An 18,423-nucleotide genomic window follows, 5' to 3' on the forward strand; every position below is an offset into this window, starting at 1 on the left:
GTTCGTGTCCGCAAGCGAGGCCGACACTAGCACTTTTCTTGTGCGACGCAATAAATATGCCGCAACGCTTCTGTGACAAGGTTCAGCCTGCCACAGAGGACTTGATAGTAAGTAAAGGTGCTTGCCCGAGACTATCGACGCGAGAGACCGCATCGCTCAACCATTTGGCTAAGAGGAAACCTTGACCACAGCTTTGATCAGTCCGGCCTTTTCATGCGCCCAGCGTGGCAGGTCGGTGACGACGGCGTCCAGAGTTGTCCGATGTGTGATCAGCGAGGAGACCGGAACATGCCCGGCACGGATGGATGCCGCCACATGCTCGAAATCCTGCCGGGTGGCATTGCGGCTGCCGACCAGCATCATTTCTCGCTTGTGAAATTCGGGATCGGAGAAGCGGATGTCGTCCTTCACGACGCTGACGAAAACCAGACAGCCACCGTGGGCAACGAACGAGAAGGATTTCTCCATCGAACCGCCAAAGCCGGTGGCGTCGAAGACAACATCGAAACCGTCGCCACCTGTGACCGACAATACGGCGTCCAAAGCGCCATCCCCGGCCAATATTCCTTCCGCAAAACCCAACCGTTCTTCGGCCATCTGCAAACGCTCGGCGCTGGCATCGAGCAACGTGACCTGATGGCCGGCGATGCGGGAGAACAGCGCAGTGCCGAGGCCAATCGGCCCAGCGCCGATGACCAGAGCCCGTGACCCGGCAGGCACCAGCGAGCGTCGAACCGCATGGGCACCGATGGCCAGGAACTCAACAGTTGCCGCCGCTTCCAGCGAAAGATCGCCAGCCGGATAAAGATTGGTTTCGGGGACGAGGATTTCCTCGCAGAGCGCGCCATCCGTATGCACGCCCAGAACCTTGATTGCGGTGCAGCAGTTCGGCTTGTCCTTGCGGCAGGCGACGCAGGTCCCGCACGAAAGATACGGATTGACGATGACGGCCGTGCCCGGTGTCAGCGAAACTCCTTCGCCGGATTCGATCACCGTTGCCGAGATTTCATGCCCCATGATCCGGGGATATTCGAGATAGGGATGTTTGCCCTCGAAAATATGATAGTCGGTGCCGCAGATGCCGACATGGCTGACCGCCAGCCGCGCCCAGCCTTTTGGCGGCGCGCCCGGCGCTGGTCTGTCGATGATATCCAGGCGCCCGGGTTCCGGGCAGATAGCCGCTTTCATGGCAGGCAGTTCCTTGCAGTCTCTATTCACAGATGGGTGGATGGCAGCAGCACCCGACCGGGATAGAACCGGCCGGGTGCCGGATTGGTCAGCGCGAACCGCGGCGGCGCAACTGATCGAAATAGACAATGACGATGATCAGCACGCCGGTGATGATGCGCTGCACGAACGCATTGACGTTGAGCAGATTGGCGCCGTTATTGATGGTCGCCAGAATGAAGGCGCCGAGCAGAGGCCCATGCACCGAGCCGACCGCGCCGAACAGGCTGGTACCGCCGATGACCGAGGAAGCAATCGCCTGCAGTTCCCAGCCTTCAGCCTGGGTGGCGTTACCGATGCCGATACGCGAGGCGAGCAGCAGGCCGACGAAGGCGGCGCAGGTGGAAGACAGGATATAGGCGAGATAGATCGTCCGGTTGACATTGACGCCGGAGAGACGCGCGGCTTCGCTGTTGGAGCCGACGGCGAAGAGATAACGGCCCCAGCGGCTCAAGTGCAGGAAGATGTAGGCCGGTATCGCCACGGCGATGACCATCCAGAACAGGCTGGGAATGCCGAGGAAATCGGCGCGGGAAAAGTTGGTGAAGGCCTCGTTGCTGATCGAGATTGTCGAGCCATTGGTCACCAGAAGGCCGATGCCGCGGAGCGAAGTCAGCGTCGCCAGCGTGATGATGAAGGCGGGAAGGCCCATGCGGACGATGCCGAAGGCGTGAAAGGCGCCGATCGCCACGCCAACCAGGAGCGTAATGCCCATGGCCGGCCAGAGCGGCACGCCTTGCTGCAACAGCCAGGCAACGGTGACGCTGGAGAAACCGACGACGGCACCGACCGACAGATCGATACCGGCCGTGATGATGACGAATGTCTGCCCGACGGCAAGGATCGCCGTCATAGACCCCTGGCGCAGCAGGTTGCTGATATTGTTGGAGGTCCAGAAACTCGTGGTCGAGAGACCGAGAAGCAGCCAGAGAAACAGCAAGAGCCCGAGCAGGGTCAGGCCGAACAGGATGTTCATGCCCTTCTTCGGCACCGGTGCGGTTTCCGTTGTTGTCTCTACGCTCATGATTTCCCTCCACGCATTTTCTTGTCCGGTCTTTTCTGAATTTTAAACGCCGATGGCCTGGGTCAGCACTTCCTCGTGCGAGGCGCTACGATAGGTGTGGCTGGCGACGAGCCTTCCCTGGCGAAACACATGCAGCCGATCCGAAAGCTCATAGACTTCCGGTAGATAGGAGGAGATCAGGATGATACCGGCCCCCTGTTCCAGAAGCCGTGCAAACAGCCGATAGATTTCCGCCTTGGTGCCGACATCGACGCCAACCGTCGGCTCGTCGAAGATGAACAGCTTGGCGCCATGGCTCAGCCATTTGCCGATGACGATCTTCTGCTGGTTGCCGCCGGACATGGCTGAAGCCAGTACACGCCGTGTCGGCGTCTTGATTTTCAGATCCTTGATCTGCCGGTCGGCGTTCTCGATCTCACGCCCGCGATTGATGGTGAGACCCCGTGACAGCCGGTCGAACACCGGCAGGTTGATGTTAAGGCCGATCGGCAGATTGAGGCAGAGCCCTTGATCGCGGCGGCTTTCGGGCGCGAGCGCAATACCGAGGTCCATCGCATCACGCTCGTTGCGGATCCTGACCTTGTTGCCCTGCCAATGGACTTCCCCGGCACTCAGCGGCTGGCGGCCATAGAGCCCGAGCGCAAATTCGCTGCGCCCGGCACCGATCAGGCCATAAAGCCCGACGATTTCCCCTGCTCGCACCGATAGCGAGACATCCGTGAAACCTGGACCTGACAAGCCGCGCGTCTCGACAATCGTCGCGCCGATCGGCAGCGTTTCCTTGTGATAGATCTGCTCGATGGTGCGGTTGATCATCATCGAGATCAGTTCGGCATCATTGGTTTCGGCAATCTTGCGCGTGCCGATATGGGTGCCGTCGCGCAGCACCGAAACCCGGTCGGCCAGCTCGAAAACCTCTTCCATGCGATGGCTGATATAGACGATCGTCACGCCTTCAGCCTGTAGCCGGCGAATGAGGCGGAAGAGCTGTGCCGATTCCTGGCGGGTCAGGTAAGCGGTCGGCTCATCGAAAATCAAGAACTGGGTACCACGCATCGCCGCGCGCGCCGTCGCCACCAGCTGCTGCTGGCCGATCGTCAGGTCGCTCAGAAGGGCGGCAGCCGGCAGATTGAAGCCGAGATCGTTGAGCACGGCCTGGGCCGCATCGGTCATGGCGCGCTTACGCATCAGGCCGTTCTTATTGATCTCGTCGCCGAGAAACATATTGGCCGCGACGGACAGGTGGCGGCAAAGCACGACTTCCTGATGCACGGCATTGATACCGCGGGAAATCGCCTCGTTCGGCGTGGCGAGCTGCACCGCATCGCCGCACCAGAAGACCTCGCCGGACGTTCGCCGGATAACACCGGTCAGAAGCTTGATCAGGGTCGATTTGCCCGCGCCATTCTCTCCGACGATGGCGTGGATTTCGCCCGAAAGGAAGGTGATATTGGCCGGTTTCAGGGCCTCGACAGCACCGTATTTCTTCTGCAGGCCGCGCAATTCCAGGATGGGCTGCCCCTTGGGGACAGGATGCTTGGCAATTGTTGTCGCGCCATCGTCGTGCCGGTGGCTGACATCATAAAGTCCTGTCATGGCGGCTCTCCTCCCCAATCCGATATCTGCTTCAACACGGTCAGGCCTTGCTGAAACAGGTCCGGATGGTGTTATGCGACAGTCGGCAGGCCGCTTTGAACGGCCTACCGCGTTGTTTCGATCAGTTGACCTTCGGGTTCAGAAGAGCGTCGATCTTCGGATCGGCCATGTTGGCCTTGGTCACCAGATTTGCACCGGTATCGACATTGGCCTCGACCTTTTCCTTCTTCGAAGCGGCAAGCGCGGTTTTGATGCCGTCATAGCCCATCCGGTACGGATCCTGGACGACGAGGCCAGCCAGAACGCCTTCCTTGAGGAAGCCGACCGTCTTTTCGTCGCTATCGAAGCCAATGACCTTGATCTTGTCGCCGAGCTTGTTTTCAGCAATCGCCTGGCCAACACCCTGTGCCATGATCAGGTTCGACGCGAAGACGCCAACGAGGTTCGGGTTAGCGGTGATCAAGTCAGTCATCATGTTGAGGCCGGTGGTTGCCTGACCGTCAGCATATTTGTCAGCCACGACCTTGAGGCCCGGATACTTGGCTGCGATGACTTCGACGAAGCCTTCGTGGCGCTGATCGAGCGAACCGACGCCCGGCAGGCTGGTGATGATGGCGATTTCGCCTTCTTCCTTACCGGTTGCTTCCTTGATGGCGGCAGCAAGACCGTCAGCGGCGATGCGGCCACCTTGTGTGTTGTCGGTAGTCAGGAAGGACGTGAACGCTTTTGAATCGGCGCCGGAATCGATGCCGATGATCGGCACGGCCTTGGCCGCCTCATCGATCGGCTTGCCGAGCGCCTTGAATTCGGTCGGCGAGATGACGACGGCAGCAGGTGCGCCGGCAACGGCATTTTCCAGAATGGTGATCTGGCCGTTGATATCCGATTCCGACTGAGCGCCGAGTTCTGGCACGTTGACGCCGAGATCCTTGCCGGCCGCGCGGGCGCCCGCCAGAACGATCTGCCAGTAGAACGATGTCGTATCCTTGACGATGATCGGGATCGTGACGTCCTGCGCGAACGACGCCACCGGCATCATGGTTGCAAAGACTGCAGCGCCGGCCAGGCTGGTAAAAGCGCGACGGGACAGGATATTCTTCATAAGGGTCATGGTGTTGTTCTCCTCCAACAACGTCTTGTTCAGTTCTCCTCAGACCGGGCTGCAAGACGCTAACAGTTCGATCTTTTATCCATAAAAAACATTTCGCTTTGGCAAGCTATCTCAGCATTTTCGAAATTGCAAGCGTTCGAAACTTCCCTTGAACATTGTTTTCCTCCCAACGCCAAGTCTTTGTTTTTCATCACGAAGATGAACCGGCCCACCTCCATGGGCCGGGTTGTATGCCGCGTCAGACGCGGTAGAGTTCCTGCGGATGCACAACGCCCTTCTTCAGGATGATATTGCCATACAGCCGGAATTCGGTCGTCGCGACGATATAGGCTGCCTTGCGCGAGCGCTCGTAGAAGGCAAAGCGCTCGATCGGTACGACCTTGAAATCACCGGCGAGTTTGGTGACCAGATTCTGGAATTCGACGCAGACCTCCGGCACCGCCTGCGGGTCACCGACAACTTCCATGCGCCAGGCGGATTCATCCACGAATGTGTCGAGCGGCATATGCGCCAGAATGGCCTCGGTAATACCCAGCGCATCGACACCATCGGCGCGCACGACCTTTGGACCCATGCTGCTGGCCGGGAAATTGGCATCGGCAATGACGATTTCGTCCCCATGCCCCATCGTGCGGATCGCATGCAGCAATTCCGGGCCGAGCAATGGATGTATTCCCTTGAGCATTCGGTTTTCCTTTGTCTCTTGAAAGCCGGCTAAACCCGGACGGCATCCGTGCCGAGTTCCGGGGCGACCAGCGTATGTGCGTCATAGGCCGTGAAATCACCCGGCTGCAGACGCTGCTCCGTCAGTTCCATATTGCGCATCAGGCTCGACGGTTTGGCCGTACCGAGCAGGACAGAGGCGACCGCTGGGCTCTGCAACGGAAACTGGATGGCGGGTGCCGCCAATGGCAGTCCCTGTGATCGCGCAATCGTTTCCATCGCCCTCACCTTGTCGAGCACGTCCGGCGTCGCCGGCATGTAGTCGAAATGCGATCCCTCGACCGGACCGGTGGCCAGAATACCCGAATTGAATACGCCGCCAACCACCAGCGATGTTTTCTTTTTCTCACACAGCGGCAACAGTTCGGCGGTGGCGGTGCGATCGAGAAGCGTATAGCGCCCGGCCAGAAGAATGCAGTCGATATCCGCCTCGCGCATCACATCGAGGCAGACCGGCACCTCGTTGACACCCAGCCCATAGGCGGTGATGGCGCCGCTTGATTTCAGCTGTTCCAGCGCCTTCAAACCACCATCCAGCAGCTGGCGAAGATAGACCGCGTTACGCTCGGCGCCATGCGTGTAGACGCCGATGTCGTGGACGAACAGGATATCGATGCGGTTGAGGCCGAGACGGGCATAGCTGAAGTCCACCGACCGCATAATGCCGTCATAGGAATAGTCGTAATCGGTATCGAACGGCAGCGGATCGACAAAACCGTAGCTTGGAACTTTGTCGTCGGGTACAGGCCGCTGCAGTCGGCCGACCTTTGTCGACAGAACATAACTGCCCTTCGGCTTGTCGCGCAGGAAATCACCGACGCGGCGTTCGGCAAGACCGAAGCCGTACCAGGGCGCGGTGTCGATGAACCGCAGCCCGGCAGACCAGGCAGCCTCCAGCGTTTCCATCGCCGTTTCACGCGGGCAGGCCCGGTACATGCCGCCGAGCGGCGCCGTGCCAAAGCTGTATTCGGTGACGGACAGATCCGTCCGGCCGATTTTTCTGAGTTGCATGATCTTCTCCTCCGCTCCGACAGTTCCCCGTCAGAGTGTCGCGCCCAGATGCCAGGGCACGAATTCATTGTCGCCGTAACCAAACAGCTCGCTCTTGGTTTTCTTGCCGGACGCCGTGTCGATGATCAGGTCGAAGATTTCACGGCCCATCCCGGCAATCGTTGCATCGCCGGTAGCGATGGTGCCGCAATCGATGTCCATGTCCTCTTCCATGGCGCGATAGAGCGCCGTGTTGCTGGTCAGCTTGATCGACGGACAGGGCCGCGAACCGAAACAGCTGCCGCGGCCGGTTGTGAACGTGATGACATTGGCGCCGCCCGCCACCTGCCCCGTCGCCGAGACGGGATCGTAGCCGGGTGTATCCATGAAGACGAGGCCATGTTCCGTCACGCGTTCGGCATAATGATAGACCGCCGTCAGCGGCGACCGGCCGCCCTTGGCGACGGCCCCCAGCGATTTTTCAAGGATGGTCGTCAAGCCACCGCGCTTGTTGCCCGGCGAAGGATTATTATCGAGCGATGCGCCGTGCATGGCGACATACTCTTCCCACCAGGTAATCAACCCGTCGAGCTTTTCCGCGACACCATCATTGACAGCGCGGCTGCGCAACAAATGCTCGGCACCATAGATTTCCGAGGTTTCCGACAGGATAGCCGTACCGCCGGCACCGGCGAGAATATCGACTGCCGCACCCAAAGCCGGGTTCGCCGTGATGCCGGAAAGCCCATCCGAGCCGCCGCATTGCAGTCCGACGATGATTTCGCTGACCGGGATCGCGGTGCGCTTCGCCGTCCCGACCTCCTGGGCGATTTCTTCGAGCACGCCAAGGGCGCGGGCGACGGCGCGGCGCGAACCACCGGCATCCTGAATATTGAAATGCCGTTTGCCGGCACCGGCACCCGACTGACCGTACAGCGTCAACTGGTTGACCTCGCAGCCGAGACCGACCATCAGCACGCCGCCAAAATTTACATGGCGCGTATAGCCGGCAAGGGTGCGGTGCAGGTTCTTCATGCCATCGCCAGTCGAACTCATGCCACAGCCCTGATCATGGACGATCGGGACGAAACCGTCGATGCCGTCATAACGCGGCAGGATGACCTTGTTGGCCTCCTCCGCGATGGCACGGCAGACGGTGGTGGAACAGTTGACGCTGGCGATGATGCCGATGAAATTGCGGGTCGCCGCACGGCCGTCGGCCCGGCGATAGCCCATGAACGTCCGGGCCTTGTCCGCGATGCTGGCGGCTTCCGGCGGCACCGGCGCGCCGATCGACAACCGGTCCTGATCGAAGGCGAGATTGTGCGAATGGACATGGTCGCCCGCGGCGATCTCGATGGTCGCACGGCCGATCGCCTGGCCGTATTTCACCACCGGTTCACCGATATGGACGGGATGGATCGCCACCTTGTGGCCGGGATCGATCTTGCCGTTTGCGCGGACGCCGCCCGGCAGTTCACCACCTGCCTCGATGGCCAGCGACGCGACGGCGATATTGTCTTCCGGCGACAAAACGATGAAGGAAGGTGCGGTCACCCTTGGTATCTCCCTGGACGGTTTTTATCCGAATGAGCCTGTCATTCATTTTGTCTTTTATCCACAATAGACAGTTTGCCGTCAATGGGTATTATGGGGCCGCGGCGCGGTACCAATCCGCAACCACTGCACCAAAACAAAATCAGGGACGAAACACGTGAACCGCAAGAGCAAAATCGAAGACAGGATCAAACGGACCGGATAGAGCAGCCTGAAAACCTGCCCCCAGTTGGGCTGACAGAAACTCCTATCTGGTCGATACAGCCATGGCGAAACAGAATACCGTCTTCAAGGACGCCTTCAACCGCTGCCTCAAGCTGCTGGCGGAAACCTCCAGCCTGCCGTCCGAGCCCGAGCTTGGAACGACGCTCGGCGTCAGCCGCACCACCATCCGCGCCATCCTGACGCGCATGGAAGAGCTGCAGTTGCTGGCCTGGGACAAGCGGGCAAAGGTGGTTCTGCGCCAGCCGAAGCCGGAGGATTATTATCCGGCGGAAGAAACCGATTCGCTGTCCGATATCATCGAGCGCAGTTTCATGCGCCGGATTCTGGCCGGCGGCGCCGAGCCCGGCATGCAGATCAACGAGCTGGAACTGGCCCGCGATATCGGTACCGGCACGACCAGCGTACGCGAATTCCTGATCCGTTTCAGCCGCTTCGGCCTGATCGAGAAACGCCCGAACAGCCACTGGATCCTCAAGGGGTTTACCCGTGAATTTGCGCTGGAACTGACGGAAGTCCGTGAAATGTTCGAGTTGCGCTCGGCCGCCAGCTTTGCTGCTCTTGCCCCCGATCATCCGGCCTGGGCGGACCTCAACCGGATCGAGACCCTGCATCACGAAATCCTTGCCGACATCGACAATCGCTACAAGGAATTCTCGGAACTCGATGAGCGTTTCCATCTCCTGGTGCACACATCGTCCAGCAACCGCTTCATCGTCGATTTCTACGACATCATCACCATCGTCTTTCACTATCACTATCAGTGGAACAAGACGAATGCGCGTGAGCGCAATGCCCGGGCGCTCGAAGAACATCTCGACTATATCGCCGCGCTACGGTCCCGTGATCCGGCACGCATCGAGACAGCTTGCCGCCGCCATCTGAAATCGGCACGGGAAACCCTGCTCCAATCCATTCAATAGCCGGATTCACCAATATGATGATCACACCCATCGTCCAGTTTGGAACCAGCCGCTTCCTGCAAGCCCATGCCGACCTTTTTGTCAGCGAGGCGCTGGAAAAGGGTGAGGCACTCGGCAAGATCACTGTCGTCCAGACCACAGGCTCGGCGGAACGCGCCGGACGGCTGAAGGCGCTGGCGGCCCCGGGCGGTTTTCCCGTTATCGTTCGAGGGATCGTCGAGGGTACCGAAATCGATCGTATCCAGCAGGTGGCAAGTGTTGCCCGGGCGCTGTCCACGGCATCCGATTGGGAGGCGATCAAGCGCATCGTCGCCACGGAAGCTGAAGTGCTGATCTCAAACACCGGTGACACAGGCTATGCCGTCGGCAACGACGACCTGGAAACGGAAATTCCAGCGTCATTTCCCGGAAAATTGCTGTTCCTGCTTCACGAACGCTATCGCGTCGAAGGTAAGCCCATCACCGTGCTGCCTTGCGAATTGATGAGCCGCAACGGCGATACCTTGAAGGCTGTGGTCCTGCGCCTTCAGTCCGCGCGAGTTGCGGATGCGGGTTTCGCGCAATGGCTGGAAACACACGTCATCTGGGGGAACACGCTGGTCGACCGGATCGTATCGGAACCTTTGGATCCGGCTGGTGCGGTGGCGGAACCCTATGCGCTCTGGGCGATCGAAGCCCAGCCTGGATTGAAACCGCCTTGCACGCATCCTTCCATCCAGGTGGTGGACGACCTCACCCCATACGAAAAGCTCAAGCTGCATATCCTCAATCTCGGCCATACCGTGCTGGCCGATATCTGGCTGAAGACCGGCCGTCCTCAGGATGAAACCGTGAAAGCCATCCTGAAAGACCCGGTCGTGCTCGCCGCTCTGCTAGAAATCTATGAAACCGAAGTGATTCCCGGCTTTGCCGCGAAGAATCTCGGCAGCGAGGCTACCAGTTACGTCGCTCTGACGCTCGACCGCTTTCGCAATCCGTTTCTGGACCACCGCATCCGCGACATAGCCAATCACCATGCGGAAAAAGTCACCCGGCGACTTGCCGATTTCAGGGCTTGGAGCCCGGATGTTGGCATGCCGAATCTCACTGCGATCATTGAAAGCCGCTGATCAGTAGCCGGCAACCGGCTTGGCATCACCTTTCCCGCCGGCCAGGAAATCGTCACGCAGTTTTGTCGTGGCGCTGACAAGAAGCGTCACATCGGTTCCGATCGCCATGAAGTCCGCGCCCATCTCCCGGTACATATGGGCTTGGTCGAGGCTGAGCGTCATGATGCCACGCGCCTTGCCCACCTTGCCGATGCGATCAAAAGCGTCCTTGATTGCCGCGGTTACGTCTGGATGCCCCGGCTGGCCAAGATAACCCATGTCCGCCGCCAGATCGGATGGGCCGATGAACAACCCGTCGACCCCATCAAGCGCTGCAATATCATCAAGTGCTGCGAGACCGGCACGGCTCTCGATCTGCACGATCAGGCAGATTTCGTCATTGGCGGTTTCGAGGTAATCGCTGATCCGGCTGAACTGAGATGCGCGGCCAAGCGCTGCGCCGACACCGCGCACCCCATGCGGCGGATAACGCACGGCACGCACCAGAGCCTGCGCCTGTTCGACACTTTCCACCATCGGGATCAGCAATGTCTGGGCACCCGTATCGAGGATCTGCTTGATCAGCCAGGTTTCGCCGACCGGAAGCCGGACCATCGGATGGCTGCCGGAGCGGGCGACAGCCTGGATCTGCGCCGACAGAAGCGGAATATCGTTCGGCCCATGCTCGCCATCGATCAGCAGCCAGTCATAGCCGCTGCCTGAAACGATCTCCGCCGCATAGGGACTGGCCAGAGCGACCCAGAGACCCAGTTGAAAACGGTCCTCACGGATCGCGGCCTTGAACGTGTTTTTTGGGGCGGGCATGGCTGTCTCCTGCTGTCATTATGGCTTTGTACCGTCAAACGAAAAAACCGGCCAGAGTTATCCGGCCGGTTCGCTCCAAAACCTGACTGGCAGATCAGGTCTCGACCTGCAAATCAGGCAATGCCACCGAGGCAGACATATTTGATCTCGGTGAATTCCTCGATGCCGTATTTCGAGCCTTCACGGCCAAGACCGGAGAGCTTGACGCCACCGAACGGCGCTTCGGCCGTCGAAATCAGGCCGGTATTGACGCCGACCATGCCGTATTCCAGCGCTTCGGCAACCCGGAAGACGCGGGACAGATCCTTGGCGTAGAAATAGGAGGCGAGGCCGAACTCGGTATCATTCGCCTGCTCGATAACATCCGCCTCAGACTTGAAGCGGAACAGCGGCGCCAGCGGACCGAAGGTTTCTTCCTTCGCTACCGCCATGTCCTTTGTGACATCGGCAAGAATCGTCGCCTCGAAGAAGGTGCCACCGAGCGCGTGCGGCTTGCCGCCCTGCAGGATGCGCGCACCCTTTTTCAGGGCGTCGGCAATGTGCTCCTCGACCTTGTTCAGCGCTGCCTTGTCGATCAGCGGCCCAAGAATGACACCCTCATCAAAACCGTTGCCGGTCTTCAGCTTGCCGACGGCTGTTGCCAGCTTTTCGGCGAAGGCATCGTAGACGCCGTCCTGAACATAGATACGGTTGGCGCAGACGCAGGTCTGGCCATTGTTGCGATACTTGGCGATCAACGCGCCATCGACGGCCGCATCGAGATCGGCGTCATCGAAAACGATGAAAGGCGCGTTACCGCCCAGTTCGAGGCCGAGCTTCTTGATGGTCGGGGCGCTCTGCTTGTAAAGCTCGGTGCCGATTTCCGTCGAGCCGGTAAAGGTCAGCTTGCGGACGGTCGGGTTGGAGGTCATTTCGCCTCCGATGGCGGCGGCCGAACCGGTGATGACGCTGAACAGGCCCTTCGGCAGACCGGCACGTTCAGCCAGAACCGCGATGGCGATAGCCGAGAACGGCGTCTGCGAAGCCGGCTTCAGAACCATGGCGCAACCGGCAGCAAAGGCTGGACCGGCCTTGCGGGTGATCATCGCATTGGGGAAATTCCACGGTGTGATCGCCGCGACGACGCCGATCGGCTGCTTCATCACCATGATACGCTTGTCCGGCTGATGGCCGGGGATCATGTCACCATAGATGCGGCGGCCTTCCTCGGCAAACCATTCGATGAAGCTGGCACCATAGACGATTTCACCGGTCGCTTCCGCCAGCGGCTTGCCCTGTTCAAGCGTCAGGATGCGTCCGAGATCGTCCTTGTTTTCGATCATCAGGTCGTACCATTTGCGCAGGACGGCGCAGCGATCCTTGGCTGTTCTTGCAGCCCATCCCTTCTGCGCAGTGCGCGCCGCCTCGATGGCTGCCTTTGTTTCTGCTGCACCGAGCTTCGGCACCCGGCCGATGATCTCTCCAGTCGCCGGATTGTTCACCTCGATGGCATTTTTCGGGTCGGCTTCGATCCAGTTTTCGCCGACGAGCGCGGCCTGGCGGAACAGCGAAGGGTCTTTCAAGGTCACGGTCATCAGCAGCAAATCCTTTGCTTCGAAAAATCTACAGAACTTATACAACTTTTTTCTGGCGTTCGACAATAACCCAGAAGAACGTTTCTGCAGTCTGTTTCGCCACGTCCCCGGCAGTCGGCCACGCGACCGCTGTCGCCGAATTAGAAACAGTCCATCAACAAACTGGAGTCTATTACTAGACTATCCAATCGCTATATGCGGACTTCGTCCGCTAATCGAATTCCGGCCCTCCGACCTCCCAAGACAGGAACATGCCATGACAACAACCAGCAACTACCGCCAGGCAGACTATCCCATCGAGCCGAGCTTCCTCAATCGCTGGTCGCCGCGCGCCTTCACCGGCGAGACCATTGCCGAAACGGAACTGCTGACCATTCTCGAAGCCGGCCGCTGGGCGCCTTCCGCCTACAATTCCCAGCCATGGCGCTTTGTCTATGCTTTGCGCGGCACTGAACAATGGGACAAGATCTTCCCGATCCTCAACGATTTCAACCAGGGCTGGGCAAAATCCGCGTCGGCACTGGTGATCCTGATCTCCAAGACCCATTTCGCAGCACCGGGTGCTGCCGAAGAAGCCCTGTCCTATAGCCACAGCTTCGATACGGGTGCCGCCTGGGGAGCGATCGCCCATCAGGCCCATCTGCTTGGCTTCCAGGCCCACGGCATGACCGGCCTGCATTTCGACAAGGCTGTTGAAATCCTCGGTATTCCGGAAGGCTATCGCGTCGAAGCCGCCGCCGCCATCGGCCGCCTGGGCGATAAGGCCCAGTTGCCGGACTATCTGCAGGCCCGCGAAACGCCAAGCCCGCGCCGCCCGCTTTCGGAAATTGCCTTCAATGGCACGTTCATCGCCGGCTAAGTTAAAAAGCAAAAACCGCGCCTTCCAGATGGGAGGCGCGGTTTTCAATAAGTCACAAGGGAGGCTGCGCCTACCTCAGATATCCAGGTTGGCGACGCTCAGCGCGTTTTCCTGGATGAAATCGCGCCGCGGCTCGACCTCGTCACCCATCAAGCGCGAGAACAGACCATCGGCATCGGTGGCATCGTGTACCCGGACCTGAAGCAGCGAACGGACGTTCGGATCGAGCGTCGTTTCCCAGAGCTGCTCGGCATTCATTTCACCAAGACCCTTATAACGCTGCATCGACAGGCCCTTGCGGCCGCTGGCAAAGATGGCGTCGAGAAGAGCGCGCGGACCGCTGATCTCGATCGCACCGTCCTTGCGCTTCAAAACCGGCGGGATGGCATAGATTTCCTTGAGGCGCGGAGTCATCAGATCAATGTGACGCGCATCCTGCGATCCGATCAGCGCCATGTCGAGCGAGGCGACTTCCTTGACGCCGCGCACCATGCGCTCGAATTTCAGGCCGCCATCACCAGCAACGACGGCCGTCCAGCCGCGCTCTGTTTCCTCGGCGATCAGATCGAGGCGCTTGGCAACCTCGGCCGCCGTTGCTGCCGACTGCTCGGCATGCTGGTTGAGTTCCGGATTGAGCGCGCCGGCAATCGCCGCCTGTTCGACGACGGACCGGCTATAGCGCGAATGCAGCGCTTCGATCAGCGTGCGCAACCGCAACGCATCGATGATGACTTCACGCAAATCCTGCCCGACCCGGACTTCGCCGGAACCGAGTTCAAGTGCCGCGTCTTCGAGGCCTGTGGAGATCAGATAATCTTCCAGCGCCTTTTCGTCCTTCAGATATTGCGCCGACTTGCCGCGCGCCACCTTGTAGAGCGGTGGCTGGGCGATGAAGAGATGCCCGCGCTCGATCAGTTCCGGCATCTGCCGGAAGAAGAAGGTCAAAAGCAAGGTGCGGATATGGGCGCCGTCGACGTCAGCATCAGTCATGATGATGATCTTGTGATAACGCAGCTTGTCCGGATTGAACTCGTCCTTGCCGATCGACGTGCCGAGCGCGGTGATCAGCGTGCCGATTTCCTGGCTGGACAGCATCTTGTCGAAACGGGCGCGTTCGACATTGAGGATCTTGCCGCGCAGCGGCAGGATCGCCTGGTTTTCGCGCGAACGGCCCTGCTTGGCCGAACCGCCGGCGGAATCGCCTTCCACCAGGAAGAGTTCGGATTTGGCCGGATCGCGCTCGGAGCAGTCGGCGAGCTTGCCGGGCAGCGACGAAATGTCGAGAGCGCCCTTGCGGCGGGTCAGTTCGCGCGCCTTCTTGGCTGCTTCGCGGGCAGCGGCGGCCTCGATCACCTTGCCGACGAGGATCTTTGCGTCGCCCGGATGTTCTTCAAGCCAGGTGCTGAGCGCTTCGTTGACGAGGCTTTCGACAACGGGGCGAACCTCGGAGGAGACAAGCTTGTCCTTGGTCTGCGACGAGAACTTCGGATCAGGCACCTTGACGGAGAGAACTGCGGTCAGGCCTTCGCGGCAGTCTTCGCCGGTGAGCGTCACCTTTTCCTTCTTCATGATGCCAGAGCTGTCACCATAGGAAATGATCTGGCGCGTCAGGCCGCCACGGAAGCCGGCCATATGGGTGCCGCCGTCGCGCTGCGGGATGTTGTTGGTGAAGCAGAGAACATTTTCATGATAGCTGTCGTTCCACCACATCGCCACTTCGACAGTGATGCCGTCCTTTTCGCCGCGAATGGCGACAGGCCGGTTGACCAGCGGCTTCTTCGCCCGATCGAGATACGCAACGAAGGCTTCGAGGCCACCGTCATAGATCATCTCTGTCTCGCGGATATCGGAATGACGCTTGTCGGTCAGAAGAATCCGAACACCCGAATTCAGGAAAGCGAGCTCGCGCAGGCGATGCTCCAACGTTCCATAATCGAACTCGATCATCGTGAAGGTTTCGGTGCTCGGCAGGAAGGTGACTTCCGTGCCAGTCTCGCCGTTGCTGTCGCCGATCACCTTCAGGGGTGCGTCGGCGACGCCATGGGTGAAGCTGATCTCATGGATCTTGCCTTGGCGCTTGATTTTGAGCGTCAGCTTGACCGAGAGCGCGTTGACGACCGAGACGCCGACGCCGTGCAGTCCGCCGGAAACCTTATATGAGTTCTGGTCGAATTTGCCGCCCGCATGCAACTGCGTCATGATCACTTCGGCAGCCGAGATGCCCTCTTCCTTGTGAATGTCGGTCGGGATGCCGCGGCCGTTGTCAGTCACGGTGACCGAACCATCCGGGTTGAGCGTCACGGTGACGATATCAGCGTGGCCCGCCAGCGCCTCATCGATCGCATTGTCCACGACTTCGTAGACCATGTGATGCAGGCCGGAACCGTCGTCGGTATCGCCGATATACATGCCCGGCCGCTTGCGGACGGCATCAAGGCCCTTCAGAACCTTGATGGAATCGGCACCATATTCGGCGCTTGCGCCGGCTTCGGTTTCAGGCAAATCGGTCATTCGGCTATAGGTCTTTCCAGGTTACGATGCCATGTCTTCGGGATCGGATTCCGTGCGAATCACCCCTCGATGGCGCTCCCCGAATATAGGGATTTTGTCCATAGTTCCAAATCCCATGCAGCCTGAAAGCGGCAGAAATCAGGGGATCATCAGAGTTCCTTATCAGGAAAGCGGGCTTTTTCCAAAACATCTTCCAGAATGCGGATGGTTTCGCCGGATAGGCCACGGATACAGCCGGCAAGCCGGTTGGCAAAGGCCGTGTGGGCCGACGGCAAACCGGCGGTATCCAACACCACTTTCGGGTCGGAAATGGCGGCAATCCCGAACAGTTCGTCGGCATCGTCCCAGATGACGTGAAAGTAACCGGCGACCCTTTGCTGGAATTCAAAGCTCGGCGCACTGCGCTTGCCATGCTCCAGAGCCGAAAGATAAGCCGGCGATACGCCGATCGCCGCCGCCATCTGCTTTTGCGATACCCCCTTCTTCTGCCGCAACAGGCGTACCGCATCACCAAACGGGGTCATGGGGTCAGGCCCCTTGGGCGCGATAGACGAACATAGAGCGCGCCGTCGCCCCCGTGATTGCGGGCAGCCGGCTCGTAGGACGAAATCAGCATGCGGAATTCCGGCAGCGAAAACCACATCGGCACCGCTCGCTTGAGCGCGCCATCGCTGCCAAGCGATGTTCCCTTGCCAGTGATGACCAGCACATGCCGCAGGCCGCGATCATAGGCCCGCATCAGGAAATGTAAGAGCAAACCATGCGCCTCGCTCTGGATCATGCCATGCAGGTCGATCCGCGCTTCGATGGCGAGATGGCCCTTAGCAAGTTTGCGCTTCACCGGCTTTTCCAGTGGGTGATGCATACGCACGGTCTTTTTCGGGGCCTCTGGCGGGGCAGCGCCGAAAGCTTCGGCAAGCGACTTACCCTCCTTGATCACCGGCATCGGCAATTTTTCGGGCTGGGGTTCGGGCTTTGACTCTTCGAATTCCGCCAGCTCATCCATTCGCCCCGGCAGCGGACGCGTCGTGCGCGCGACCTTGCCCCACAGGATGCGGTCTTCGCTGGTGAGCTTCTTTCCCTTAACCATGGCCGTATCTTGCGGCTGCGGCCCTCGGAATGAAAATGAAAAAATCAGCCTCGTTGCGCACGGCACCAGCCAGCCGTCCGGCCTCGTCACCGGAGCCGGTGAAGATATCGCCACGCGCAGGACCAACGATGGCCGACCCGGTATCGAGCGCCAGCATCAGCCGGCGGAACGGACGGCCACCCTCGATCGAGGTCAGGCTGTCGCTCGAGATGAAAAAGGGAACCCCGAACGTATGAATGAGCCGGTCGACAGCGAGCGAACGGCCAGGTTCCAGCGCTACCTTTGCAGCCGCGACCGGCCCGAGCCCGGTATCATCGACCTCGGCCTCACGGAAAAAAATGAACGACCGATTGTGCCACAAAACTTCGTCCGCCTCGTCTGGATGATCGTCCAGCCATTGCTTGATCGTCTGCATCGACACGGTTGCGGCGTCGATCTTGCCACGCTCGATCAGAAGCTTGCCCGTAGCAGAGAAGTAATGGCCAGTCTTGGCCGCATAGGTCACCCGCTTCATCGCGCCATCGGGATAGACGAGCCGGGCGGCACCCTGGACATGGGCAAAGAACACGTCGGTTTTGGATTTGGCATAGGCGATCTCCAGCCCGCGGCCGGCAAGGTATCCCTGCTCTATCGCCTTGCGGTCCGGATATTCGGAAATTTGCCCGTCCGTCTGCTGTCCAAAAGCAAAATACGGGTCCATGCCGCCGGGGCGGTTGCCATCATCGATATCGATGAGATCGTCCGGACGGCCATAAAAAGGAAAACGGAAGGTCTCGTCCCGTGTCGCGCCGACCAGAACTTCGGGCTCGAAAAAAGCCGTGACGAAGCCAAGCTTACCATCATGGCGAACAATCTTGAACGGAACGAAATGCTTTTCAAAGAAAGCGCGGGCTTCGCTCGCATTGCGGGGCTGCGTGGCTTCGGCCGCTTCATAGGCCGGTATCAGATCGGCAGTGGAAATGCCAAGCGATGCCGTCTTGTGTGGTTTGACCTGGGTGACCTGCCGGCGACAGCGTTCAAGCGCCGGCAGAAGCGGGGATGGATCGTCGGACTGCCAACCGGGAAGGTCGGAAAAGTCGACCCGTTGCAAATCGAAATCCATC

At 59.7% G+C, this 18,423-nt stretch carries 16 protein-coding genes; 3 read left to right on the plus strand and 13 right to left on the minus strand.

Annotated elements, in window-relative coordinates:
- Positions 1–168 precede the first annotated feature (168 nt).
- The 7 genes from ACSQ3J_RS12195 to ACSQ3J_RS12225 form a co-directional block, all read right to left on the minus strand.
- Positions 169–1,188, minus strand: a complete 1,020-nt coding sequence (locus tag ACSQ3J_RS12195; RefSeq protein WP_060502488.1) for a zinc-binding alcohol dehydrogenase family protein — start codon at positions 1,186–1,188, stop codon at positions 169–171.
- 88 nt (positions 1,189–1,276) lie between these two features.
- Complete coding sequence (locus tag ACSQ3J_RS12200; RefSeq protein WP_060502489.1) at positions 1,277–2,251, minus strand: ABC transporter permease; 975 nt, start codon at positions 2,249–2,251, stop codon at positions 1,277–1,279.
- Between the two features lie 42 nt (positions 2,252–2,293).
- Positions 2,294–3,847, minus strand: a complete 1,554-nt coding sequence (locus tag ACSQ3J_RS12205) for a sugar ABC transporter ATP-binding protein (RefSeq protein ID WP_060502490.1) — start codon at positions 3,845–3,847, stop codon at positions 2,294–2,296.
- A gap of 121 nt (positions 3,848–3,968) precedes the next feature.
- A complete protein-coding gene (locus tag ACSQ3J_RS12210; RefSeq protein ID WP_060502491.1) occupies positions 3,969–4,958 on the minus strand; it encodes an ABC transporter substrate-binding protein in 990 nt (329 codons plus the stop codon).
- A 238-nt stretch (positions 4,959–5,196) separates the two neighbouring features.
- On the minus strand, positions 5,197–5,643 hold the full coding sequence (locus ACSQ3J_RS12215) for an RbsD/FucU family protein (RefSeq protein ID WP_060502492.1): 447 nt from the start codon (positions 5,641–5,643) through the stop codon (positions 5,197–5,199).
- Between the two features lie 29 nt (positions 5,644–5,672).
- Positions 5,673–6,692: an aldo/keto reductase gene (locus ACSQ3J_RS12220; RefSeq protein ID WP_060502493.1), complete on the minus strand. Its 1,020-nt coding sequence runs from the start codon at positions 6,690–6,692 to the stop codon at positions 5,673–5,675.
- 30 nt (positions 6,693–6,722) lie between these two features.
- Positions 6,723–8,228, minus strand: coding sequence for a UxaA family hydrolase (locus ACSQ3J_RS12225; RefSeq protein WP_060502494.1), 1,506 nt, complete (start codon positions 8,226–8,228; stop codon positions 6,723–6,725).
- 266 nt (positions 8,229–8,494) lie between these two features.
- On the opposite strand from ACSQ3J_RS12225, the gene ACSQ3J_RS12230 reads away from it, so the two are divergent.
- On the plus strand, positions 8,495–9,373 hold the full coding sequence (locus ACSQ3J_RS12230; RefSeq protein WP_060502495.1) for a GntR family transcriptional regulator: 879 nt from the start codon (positions 8,495–8,497) through the stop codon (positions 9,371–9,373).
- Between the two features lie 14 nt (positions 9,374–9,387).
- Positions 9,388–10,482 (plus strand): mannitol dehydrogenase family protein, encoded by a 1,095-nt coding sequence (locus ACSQ3J_RS12235; RefSeq protein WP_244481941.1) that lies wholly within the window; start codon positions 9,388–9,390, stop codon positions 10,480–10,482.
- Here ACSQ3J_RS12235 and ACSQ3J_RS12240 read toward each other — a convergent pair whose 3' ends face one another.
- Together ACSQ3J_RS12240 and gabD are read right to left on the minus strand one after the other, a co-directional pair.
- On the minus strand, positions 10,483–11,286 hold the full coding sequence (locus tag ACSQ3J_RS12240; RefSeq protein WP_060502496.1) for an aldolase/citrate lyase family protein: 804 nt from the start codon (positions 11,284–11,286) through the stop codon (positions 10,483–10,485).
- 113 nt (positions 11,287–11,399) lie between these two features.
- On the minus strand, positions 11,400–12,854 hold the full coding sequence (gene gabD / locus ACSQ3J_RS12245) for an NADP-dependent succinate-semialdehyde dehydrogenase (protein WP_060502833.1): 1,455 nt from the start codon (positions 12,852–12,854) through the stop codon (positions 11,400–11,402).
- A 262-nt stretch (positions 12,855–13,116) separates the two neighbouring features.
- Here gabD and ACSQ3J_RS12250 point away from each other — a divergent pair, with 262 nt between their 5' ends.
- The gene (locus ACSQ3J_RS12250) at positions 13,117–13,719 is read left to right on the plus strand and encodes a nitroreductase family protein (RefSeq protein WP_436039255.1); all 603 of its coding nucleotides are present in this window, start codon (positions 13,117–13,119) and stop codon (positions 13,717–13,719) included.
- Positions 13,720–13,794: 75 nt separating this feature from the next.
- Here ACSQ3J_RS12250 and gyrB read toward each other — a convergent pair whose 3' ends face one another.
- The 4 genes from gyrB to mltA all read right to left on the minus strand — a co-directional run bounded on the left by gyrB (position 13,795) and on the right by mltA (position 18,422).
- On the minus strand, positions 13,795–16,230 hold the full coding sequence (gyrB, locus tag ACSQ3J_RS12255; RefSeq protein WP_436039256.1) for a DNA topoisomerase (ATP-hydrolyzing) subunit B: 2,436 nt from the start codon (positions 16,228–16,230) through the stop codon (positions 13,795–13,797).
- A 149-nt stretch (positions 16,231–16,379) separates the two neighbouring features.
- Positions 16,380–16,754 carry a helix-turn-helix domain-containing protein gene (locus ACSQ3J_RS12260; RefSeq protein ID WP_436039258.1) on the minus strand — a complete coding sequence of 125 codons (375 nt, stop codon included), beginning with the start codon at positions 16,752–16,754 and terminating at the stop codon, positions 16,380–16,382.
- A complete protein-coding gene (locus ACSQ3J_RS12265; protein WP_436039259.1) occupies positions 16,751–17,320 on the minus strand; it encodes a Smr/MutS family protein in 570 nt (189 codons plus the stop codon). The genes ACSQ3J_RS12260 and ACSQ3J_RS12265 overlap by 4 nt, the downstream gene beginning before the upstream one ends.
- Positions 17,313–18,422, minus strand: coding sequence for a murein transglycosylase A (gene mltA / locus ACSQ3J_RS12270; protein WP_436039260.1), 1,110 nt, complete (start codon positions 18,420–18,422; stop codon positions 17,313–17,315). The genes ACSQ3J_RS12265 and mltA overlap by 8 nt, the downstream gene beginning before the upstream one ends.
- Position 18,423 lies beyond the last annotated feature (1 nt).

The sequence above is a fragment of the Rhizobium sp. LjRoot98 genome, assembly GCF_964252935.1.
Classification (GTDB): domain Bacteria; phylum Pseudomonadota; class Alphaproteobacteria; order Rhizobiales; family Rhizobiaceae; genus Pararhizobium.